Source organism: Plebeiibacterium sediminum (assembly GCF_026013605.1).
Classification (GTDB): Bacteria; Bacteroidota; Bacteroidia; order Bacteroidales; family Marinilabiliaceae; genus Saccharicrinis; species Saccharicrinis sediminus.
In genome coordinates, this window is sequence record NZ_JAPDPJ010000107.1 from 1 (window position 1) to 10,114 (window position 10,114).

Annotated in this window: 7 protein-coding genes; 1 reads left to right on the top strand and 6 read right to left on the bottom strand. The window is 26.5% G+C overall.

The window, feature by feature from the left end; all coding sequences use genetic code 11:
• Positions 1-3,129: 3,129 nt before the first annotated feature.
• The 5 genes from OM075_RS26155 to OM075_RS23260 all read right to left on the bottom strand — a co-directional run bounded on the left by OM075_RS26155 (position 3,130) and on the right by OM075_RS23260 (position 6,976).
• Positions 3,130-3,582, bottom strand: a complete 453-nt coding sequence (locus OM075_RS26155; protein WP_363321650.1) for a transposase — start codon at positions 3,580-3,582, stop codon at positions 3,130-3,132.
• A gap of 109 nt (positions 3,583-3,691) precedes the next feature.
• Positions 3,692-3,811: a transposase gene (locus OM075_RS26160; protein ID WP_363321651.1), complete on the bottom strand. Its 120-nt coding sequence runs from the start codon at positions 3,809-3,811 to the stop codon at positions 3,692-3,694.
• A gap of 981 nt (positions 3,812-4,792) precedes the next feature.
• Positions 4,793-5,164 (bottom strand): helix-turn-helix domain-containing protein, encoded by a 372-nt coding sequence (locus OM075_RS23250; RefSeq protein WP_301192959.1) that lies wholly within the window; start codon positions 5,162-5,164, stop codon positions 4,793-4,795.
• 40 nt (positions 5,165-5,204) lie between these two features.
• The gene (locus OM075_RS23255) at positions 5,205-6,230 is read right to left on the bottom strand and encodes a ParB N-terminal domain-containing protein (protein WP_301192960.1); all 1,026 of its coding nucleotides are present in this window, start codon (positions 6,228-6,230) and stop codon (positions 5,205-5,207) included.
• 8 nt (positions 6,231-6,238) lie between these two features.
• A complete protein-coding gene (locus OM075_RS23260; protein WP_301192961.1) occupies positions 6,239-6,976 on the bottom strand; it encodes a ParA family protein in 738 nt (245 codons plus the stop codon).
• A 1,411-nt stretch (positions 6,977-8,387) separates the two neighbouring features.
• Between OM075_RS23260 and OM075_RS23265 the strand changes: the two genes are divergently transcribed.
• A complete protein-coding gene (locus OM075_RS23265; protein ID WP_301192962.1) occupies positions 8,388-9,617 on the top strand; it encodes a hypothetical protein in 1,230 nt (409 codons plus the stop codon).
• Positions 9,618-9,647: 30 nt separating this feature from the next.
• Here OM075_RS23265 and OM075_RS23270 read toward each other — a convergent pair.
• Positions 9,648-10,114 (bottom strand): toprim domain-containing protein (locus OM075_RS23270; protein ID WP_301192963.1); only part of this gene is annotated, 467 nt, incomplete at its 5' end.

Consider the following 10,114-nt stretch of genomic DNA (forward strand, 5'->3'; position numbering starts at 1 on the left):
CAGATCAAAAAAATGCGTGATCTTCCTTGTTTTATTAGTGAAGTATGAAAAGTTGAATGTTTATAAATATCTATAAAACAACCAATATCAATAATTATACAGTCAAAAGGTAATAAATGGAAATGTGTTTTGCCTAATCGTAATAGTTTTTGCCATGAATAGAGTATTTAATAAACCAGCATTGGGTGATCCAGCATAACAGACATGCTTTAATGTAAGTATCTATACACATTATTTAGATCTATTAAATAAAGAAAATTGGGTAGTAAGATCATAAATACGTGTAATCTTTCTTGTTTTATGATAGAAGTCTGAGAAGTTGAATGTTTATAAAAAACTAATATACAAGCAATATCGAAAATTATACAACCAATAGTAGTGATGGGAAAGTTGCATTGATATATTTCAATAGCTAAATCATGAATAGAGTATTTTATTAAGCAACATTAATATTAAAATTACAGACTAACCTAACTCTAAGTAACTATACACGGTTATCTTTATATATAACTATAGATTAATAATCTAATAAATTAGTTAGAAATGTTTATTTTGATATTGCAGCGATTCTGGAAGGATAAATCTTCCTAATATATTAAAAAACAAGCATATTAATAATTATCCAGGAAACAGTACTGACATGAAAGTTGTATTGAGATATCATAATTATTTATGACATGAAAAGAGTATTTTATAGAGCAACATTAGGTGATCCAGCATAACAGACATGCTTTAATGTAAGTAACTATACGCATTCGTTTTAATCTATTAAATAAGAATAATATGGTAGTAAGATCAAAATTATGCATAGTCATTCTTGTTGTTAAGATAGAAGTAAGGAAAATTGAATGTATATAAATAACTAATAAACAAGCAATATCAATAATTATACAGCAAAATGTAGTGACGGGAAAATTGTATTGAGATATCATAATAGTTTGTGTCATGAATAGAGTATTATATTGAATAACATTAGCACTACAGCATAACAGACATGCCTTAGCGTAAGTAACTATACACATTAATTTGTACCTAATAAATAAAGAAATAATGGGTAGTAAGATGAAAAAAAATGTAATCTTTCTTGTTTTATGATTGAAGTCTGAAAAGTTGAATGTTCATAAATAACTAAACTACAATCAATATCGAAAACTATACAACAAACAGTAGAGACGGGAAGTTGGACTGAGAAATCTCGATTGTTTAGGTCATGAATAGAGTATTTTATTGAGTAACATTAGGAGCTCTAGCATAACAGACATGCTTTAATATAAGTAACTATACACATTCATTTGGATCCAATAATAAAAGAATAATAGGGTAGTAGGATCAAAAATATGCGTGATCTTCCAAGTCTTATAATTGAAGTCTGTAAAATTGAATCTTTATAAATATCTATAAAACAACCAATATCAATAAACATACACCCAAAAGTAATAAAAGGAAATGTGCATTGCCATATCGTAATAGTTTTTACCATGAATAGAGTATTTTATCGAGCAGCATTTAGGTGACCCAACATAACAGACATGCTTTATTGTAAGTATCTATACACATTACCTCTATCTATTTAATAAAAATAATAGGGTAGTAAGATCAAATATATGAGTAATCGTTCTTGCTGATAAGGTAGAAATTAGGAAAGTTGAATGTTTATAAATAACTAATATACAAGCAATATCAATAATTGTACAGCAAAATGTAATGATGGGAAAGTTGTATTAGATATCTTAATTGCTTATGTCATTAATAGAGTACTTTATCGAGCAACATTAGGTACTAAAATTACAAACTAATCTTAATATAAGTAACTATACGCATTCAATTATATCTAAAAATAAGAAGATAGTAGTAATACAAATTTATTTTTATTATATACATGCTATACTATAAGTAACTATACACATTGAATATAGAAATGAAAGTAAAGCAAAACGGCAAAATTTGCCGTTTTGCTTTACTTTCATTTTATCTCATTAAAATTTTAAAATATTCATAACTTATAGTAAGATTTCTTGAGTAGAACATATATATTTTATATTTAGACAAAAATCTTTGCTAAGAAAATGTAATAACAGTTTATTGAGCAAAAGGCATCCAAGTATTAAACGAATATGAAATTATAAGTTACTTAGTCCAGGGATTGAAAACATAAGCAATAGGAAATATCTGACAAGACCATTTGAAGAAAACAATATGAGTGATGCTGTCTATCTTATGGATACATCCGGAAAGAGAACGAAGTAACATAAAATAGATACAATTGATTAAATGTTACTTACAAAATAATAATAACCCTTCAATATCAATAAGCTACTTAATCGGCTTATGTCTCTAAACATACAATTTGCATTTAATAATCGATCAAAATTGATTTATGATGGTTCTAGTTATAGATAAATATAACAAAGGAAGTTCATAAATGAATGAAAATAGACAACTAAAAAATATTTAAACATAGTTAGAAACCAATATACAATGAAAGAAAAGTCCATAACTCTATTTACCAAAAACTAAAATTGATTTTACTTTCGACGATTTTGCAACAGTCAAACATAGATCTAATGCTAACTATTATGATATCAAAAATATTAAATGGGTAAATAAAAAAATATATGGGAACATACTATTCTATATAATAAATATAGACTGCTTATAGTAATATATTTTATAAGTTTATAAAACAACATGAAAAAAAAGAAAAAACTGGGAAATGTACAGATATACTAGACGAAATTGCAAAATATTTTGAATATAAAAATACAACAACCAAAGACTTAGCCTCTAATGTAGGGTTGCATGCATACCCTACACATTGGAGGATTTGTTAAACTAAACATTATTACAGCAATATCTAAGTAAAGTGTTGTATATTTGTGATTTATATATAGTGGTTTTAATAGCATTTATATATGCATTTAGTTTTTTTTGCAAATGATTTGGATGCGTTTTAGCCATCATTTACCATATGAAATTAAATCATTGATAGCTGTTTTAAATTTACGAGGTTCATATTTGTATTTTTTCATTTTTGCATATTGATTATTTGTCCATAGTACATAATTGCTCAATTTGCACATTTAAGTGTGTATGATTTGTTATAGAATAATAAATAGTTACAGAATTAATTTAGCAACGGGGAGGAGTGGGTTTACAAGGGAGGGATAGTATCAAAACCAGCTCACCACCATAGTCTTTACAAATGAGCAATGATAGTTTTCCAAACTTAAGTTCTAATACCTTAGCTTTGCAAAGCCTAATGGCACAAACAGATACATTTAAATCATTATGTAAAAGTTCTAAACTTTTGATTTTGTTCTTAGAACTTAAAAAAAAAAGATGCCTGATTCTTCTGAATTGAGGAGGAACGATATGTTCAATAAATCTTTTCAGGAATTCAACACCAGTAATAATTTGCGTTTGAGTTTTGTAGTTCTCTTTTCTGTTGCACCATCTAAGAGTAACATGCGTATACGTAACTTTTAAAATGCGAGCATTAAAAATAGCCAACCTGTGTGAGTACCTTCCAAGATATTCAACCACGGAATAAGAAGAACCAAAGGTCTGTTTGGCATAAATCACTCAGGGTTCCGGTATTAAATCCGAGGAACAAACTTATTGATTTTGCCTTATTTCTTAATCTTACGAAGTTTTTCAGCAAAAATAGCACTAAACTTATCCGACATTTGCTTTACATCAAACAAGAAATCACCATATAATTTCGAGTTTTTTCATTTTTGTCAATACCACCAGCTGAAATAATAGAATGCATATGTGGATGATATTTAAGTTGTTGATTCATGGTATGCAAAATAGCAATGACAGCGAGTGTAGCACCTAAAAACTTAGGATCACTGGCAAATTGACAAATAGTTTCTCATGATTTTTCAAATAAAAGCTTGTAAATGATTTTTTTTTAAAACCGAAACAATTCCAACAGTAAACGTGGAATCGTGAATGCCACATGGTAGTACTAAACCAGGAGCAGATTCTGTTTTCGATCTTCAATCCAAGGCTTTTTATCAATACCCTAACACTTGGAGCAATGCCTGTTACGACAACTGTCAATCACATAATGAATGGAACCACCTAATTGATGTGTTCAGCAAATAGCCAGCACCCTCAAAACTTTGAGTTGATGTTTAATAGGTTCGTTGATTGATTTAAACTCAGGCACGGCTTTAACAGCCTGTTGTAGGTAAGATTCTCTACTCATTATATTTATGTATAAAATTAATAATGGTAGAAGATAAAATTATCTTAAGAATTTTGTTAGTTTCAGCCTAAGCTCCCAATCTGTAGGTTTAGTTCAACATATAATAAAAGAGGTTTTTTTTATATGTTACTACTACTAAAATCCAATATTTTTATAAAAATTAATTCTTCTCAAACTAAATTAGTAGTAACTTTTTGTTGAGTTTAATATAATGTAAGTAACCATACACCTTGATTGATGGTTTAACAATAAAATAGGGTTGTATATATCTGATTATATGCACTTTAAGATAATATAGAAATTGTAAATTCAAAAATACTAGAATTAAATACAAATCTCTACACGTTATTTTAAGATTTCCAAAAGTACAATTGTCATGCAAATATCATTTCATAAAAGCAAATAATTAAGTATCTGAGTAAAAGGAAAAATACAATTCTCATAGTTTAAGGTATAACTATTAATTTCAATAATCATAATACTAAAAATAAGTACAAAAAACTAATTAATCGTTACTGAAAATATGTATTCCAATTATGAATAATTATAGGGAAAGGATGATAAAATTATTAAACTCTATTTCTTAAAATTAAATAGTTTCTCAAGATTATTTGTTTGCATGCTATGTTTATTATTTAAAAAATTTGAAATTTGCACAGCATGTATATTTGTTCCTTCGGCTATATCAATTTGCTTTAATTCATGTCGTTTTATAAATTCTTCTAATAATTCAATAAAATTTACTTCACCTTGTAAATTAACGTATTGTAAAATAAATCGAGTTATAGCGGAACAAGTGCAAGTATTATTATCCTCAAAAACAGTAATAAATATTTCTCTAAAAAGTTTTAATATATTCATTAAATCTAATATTCGATTGTTATCCGTATTATTATTAGACAACTCAGATTTAAGATAAAATATTTGCTTATCAATAATATCAATCATAATATTTGAATTTACATCGTCCTATAATTCGTATATACAATTAACCTCGAATTATATTATTATCTTGTAATAATTTCATAAATCGTTTATCTCTTTCTTCTATAGAGGTAAACTTTTCATCCATATGAGTCCAAGTTTTATTATCACTATCTAGAAAAAGTATGGATGCTTCTTCATTATTTTCCTTTCTAATAATTTTAAAACCGGATTCAATTAATTTGCTATAATCGGATTTACTATATTTTGCACTTAAATAATCAGATAATACTGAAAATGCAATCGTTTTATTAACTTTAGATAAGCGCTTTTTAATATCTTTTAAAACATCTTCATATTCATCATGATAATCTGGAGCATCATTTACTCCGATTAATTCCTCATTAGATTTTGATTTCTTTTTTCTATAATGAGAAGTTACTTCAATTAAATCATTCTCATTTTCTATTAATTTATCAATCTCCTTTTTTGACAAATCTTGAATATCTCCTTTAGATACCTTTGCCTTACCTCCTAAAATATGTCCCTTAAATTCATCTGAAAGTTTTTCAATTCCACTAGCAAAATGACCAGCATTTCTAATACTTCTTTCAGACATACCGGTACTTGCAGCTATATCTTTGGCAACATTAACTATATTTTCATCATTAGATCGATCATATTTTCCTTGACCGGTTTTGCGATTATTATAAAGTAGACCAACTAGGTATGTTCTATTTGCATCAGATAAATTCCTTCTACCTAATTGCTTTTTTAACATCCAATCCTTTACTTCATCAATATTAGCAAAAGAATGTTCTGTTGTAGCAAAAGATATATTTAATTCGGTAGCAATTCTATAACGGTTATGACCATCAATAATAATATTCTTACCAAAATCATTATTAATCCAAACATCAATAGGTTCTTTAATACCTTCAACTTTTATTGATTCATATAAAAGTTTTTCTTCATCTTCATTTAATGGTGGGATAAAAGATTTGAGTTCAGGTAAAACGGAAATTTCTAAATTACCTGAGTTATTACCTAATAATTGATCAAAACCACCAACAAATTTCTTTTTTGCCATTTAAAAAATTAATTAAGTAATTGAATAATTTCATTTGTTAATGACTCATAATCGATAGCTCCATTACAATTGGGTTCATAACTAAATATGTCAAGACCTGAAGTAGGAGCTTCAGCAAGGGAAATATTATCTCGGATTAATGTATTAAAGACTTTATTTCCAAGACTATTTTTAATACTTTCAAGTACATCTCTATTTAAAACCTTTCTTGAATCGTATTTAGTAATAAAAACTTTATCAATTTCTAAACCTATCTTTGAAATTGCTTCGCTTAAGATTGAATACCCTTTTAATGATAAATATTCAGCTTCTACAGGAATAATAATATATTCTGAAGCAACGAAACTATTAATTGTTAACACTCCCAATGCAGGAGGACAATCGATAATAATGAAATCATATTTGTCTTTAACTTCTTCTAGTAAGGTAGATAAAACAAATTCTCTTTTAAATATACTTGCCATTTCAAATTCAGCCTTACTTAATTCTAGACTAGATGGAACTAGGTCTAAATTATCCTTTATTGAAAGAATAGGGAGATTACTTTTCCCCATCAAAGCATCATAGACACTTTCTTGAGGATCATTAATTCCAAGAGATTGTGTTAAATTATACTGAGGATCTAAATCAACTAATAAAGTTTTTTTACCTTTTATGGCAAGACAAGCTCCAACATTTATTGATGATGTTGTTTTTCCAACACCTCCTTTAAAATTTGCAATCGATATTGTAATAGTAGAATTCATAGTTATAAAATTATCAGTACGAAATTAATATATTTAATTATTTTAGCATGATAATTTTCGAATATTTTTTAAACTTTGGTAAATTAAAGATAGGCCAACTCCATGGAAAACAAGCTAATCCTCTTATAACTATTGTTAAACCTTATTTTCTGTATTAGATGGGAAATATAAAATTTATATACATCAAGTAGTTTGAATTATATTGAACAACTATGTTATTGGATTTTAATAATTAAACTCTAGATGAATATAGTAACGATATTTACTTGGTATAAGAAAATCTTTATCTATTAAATTTGTTAATCTATTTCATTTTTGATTGTATCTTCAGTTATATATAGCATGTAGTATATCTTTATAGTCAATTAGAAATCTGATTTTCTGCAATATAAATTAATCACTAAATTCTGTCTGTTAAAAGTTTAAGTTTTAAGATTGCTTTAATTATTAATACTTGAACAATAAATAGTTTTTCATAACCAATTTGAATAAAAGAATTAGTTCTTCTATACGAAAAAACAAATTTTTAAAAAATACCTTAAGACAAAGCATAACGGCAAATTTTGCCGTTATGCAAATATTAATCTTACTATAAAAACAACATAATACTCTCTGCAAAATTTATAGATAGTTATAATCACATCTAAATATATATTTTGTTAAATCCCTTTCCCCCTTAATAAATTTATTGCGTAAGCAATTTTATTTTAGTGATTTGTAATTTTTATCACATACTGTTGTGATTAGGATAGAGATCAATTAAGTGATGTTGGTATTATTTTAGTAAAATCACACCTTGTTGTATTTCTTTATAGTATTTAATTATACTAATATTATATATAATAGAGGTGTAGAGATAGTTAGGTTATAAAGTATTATTGCATTGATTTTGTGTAGTTTAAACATTCTAATTACGTGTAGACTTACTTACGATAATAAATAGGTAATTATATTTGAGGATTAATTTGTGTAGACTTACTTACTATATAATGATATATTGTGTAGAGATGCTTCCTAAAAAAGATGTAATTGTGTATATTTAGTTACATTAAAATGGCTTAATGTGTATAATTACTTATGTTTTAAACTATTAATGTGTAGCTTTACTTATATTAAAAGTATAGTTTTGTGTATAATTACTTACGTTAAACTATGGTTTTGTGTATAATTACTTACGTTAAACTATGGTTTTGATTTATATAAATGTAGTATCGTGTATACTTTCTTACGTTTTAATATAATTAGAAAGATATATTGAAGATTACTCTACAAACCATTAAAATTACATAATAAAACTAAAACAAAGCATCTTAAGTGAAACTTATTACGCAAATTTTCAAAAAAAGTCATATTTATGCCCGAATTCTTTCTTAATTTTAGTTATGTTTGTTATTACAAACACAGTTCATAAATGAAGCAGCCCTCAAGCATAGGAATAGCACCAAATTTAGTACGAGTAGATAAGAATGTTGCTTATAATATTACAGACTTTTCATTAATTAATGATGAATCTGGTCTTATAAAATCACTTATTTATTATTTCTGTCACTCTTATCAAAATAATTTTTTTGGATATGGAGTACTAGATCCTATGCATTTTGCAAAAACATTTAATTACACTACCAATTATCTTCAAGCAACTGTTAAAAAACCAGCTCAGTTTAAAGGAAAATCGCAAAAAGAAATAAGTTTCCTTATACAAGCAGAAAAAGAAGATCCATCTCAACGAGTATTTGACAGTAGATTAGAAAATGCTTTGTATATTTTGTCAACACAACCTGTAAGTTTTTCTAATGAGGGACAAATTAGAGATTTTAATGAAGATATAGGATATTTTTACAGAAAGATTTCTTCAATGTTGTTCATTGAACAATTAGAAGTTCGATTTACTAGACCAAAATCGGGGAGAGGGAAGGAAAAAATATTATACAATTATCAATTGAATAAGGAATTTGTAAAAAATTTGTCTACATTTTATTTAAAAGCAAATACGAATTCATTTATTAAACTGCGTAAAGCAAATTTTGATGACTTATACATTCATTTAGTTACAGCAAGAACAAATTTGTCTGTTAAAAATGAACACATCTACAGGCCTAAATTTGATCACCTCTGGTCTGTTTTAGGAAAGCATAGGGAAGAAAAAAGAGAACAAAAACGAGAGCTAAAAAAAGCATTAGAAAAGATACAAAAAGAAACTGAGTTAAATTTTGAATTAACTTGGGAAAAAAGTCCAAACTCAAGATTTGCTTATCAACCAGTAATAAATTTTGAAAAGATTTTCTCAACACCTAAAGAAAGAGAAGATGCTATAAAGAATGAACGCAGACAAGTTTTTGATCAAAACTTAATTCATGAAATGCTTGAAGTTTTAAAAAGTGTCAAGCCTAGTAAATATTACTCTGAAAATAGAGAGAATAATTTTCTTAATTGGATGAGAGATAATAAAATTGATATACGCGAAAAATCAGCTGCGTATGAACAAGCTCAACTAAAAACCTACTTAAAAATACCAAAACACATTGATGCTTATAAACGTTCTTTTTTTAATAACATAAAACCAACATCTACTTTAAAAGAAATATTTACAGATGTAGAAATAAATCATAATGCTCCAAAACAAGAATATATTATAGATTAAAATTATCTAAAGTGCTAAAACTTCTGAAATCTATAAATTCAATAACTCATCATTCCAATCTTTAGAATTGCATTTGATTAGCTTTATATCATATTTAATATCATTTGAATTAACTAATTTATTAAGAAACCATTTGAAAGTATCTTTATCTTTTATAAGATATTCTTCATTATCTATAACTAATTCAACAAGATTAGTGTCTATTTTTATAATTTTTGGAGACATATTATTAGCAAACTTCATAATAATTTTCAAGTCATTTTTTAATCCCCCAAAATCATTATCATTAATTAAAATGATACTCTTATATATTCCTTGATCAACTAGATTAAAGAGTTTTTGACACTGTTTATCACTAATAGTTCCAAAAGAGGCAACATGTGTACTAGTAAAATCACCATGAATTTGACAATAAGAAAGATTATCAATAGGATTTTCAGAAACAACTAAAGTCTTGTGTGTTTTGGAGTAATTAGAAACCCAAAAAGAATCCACGA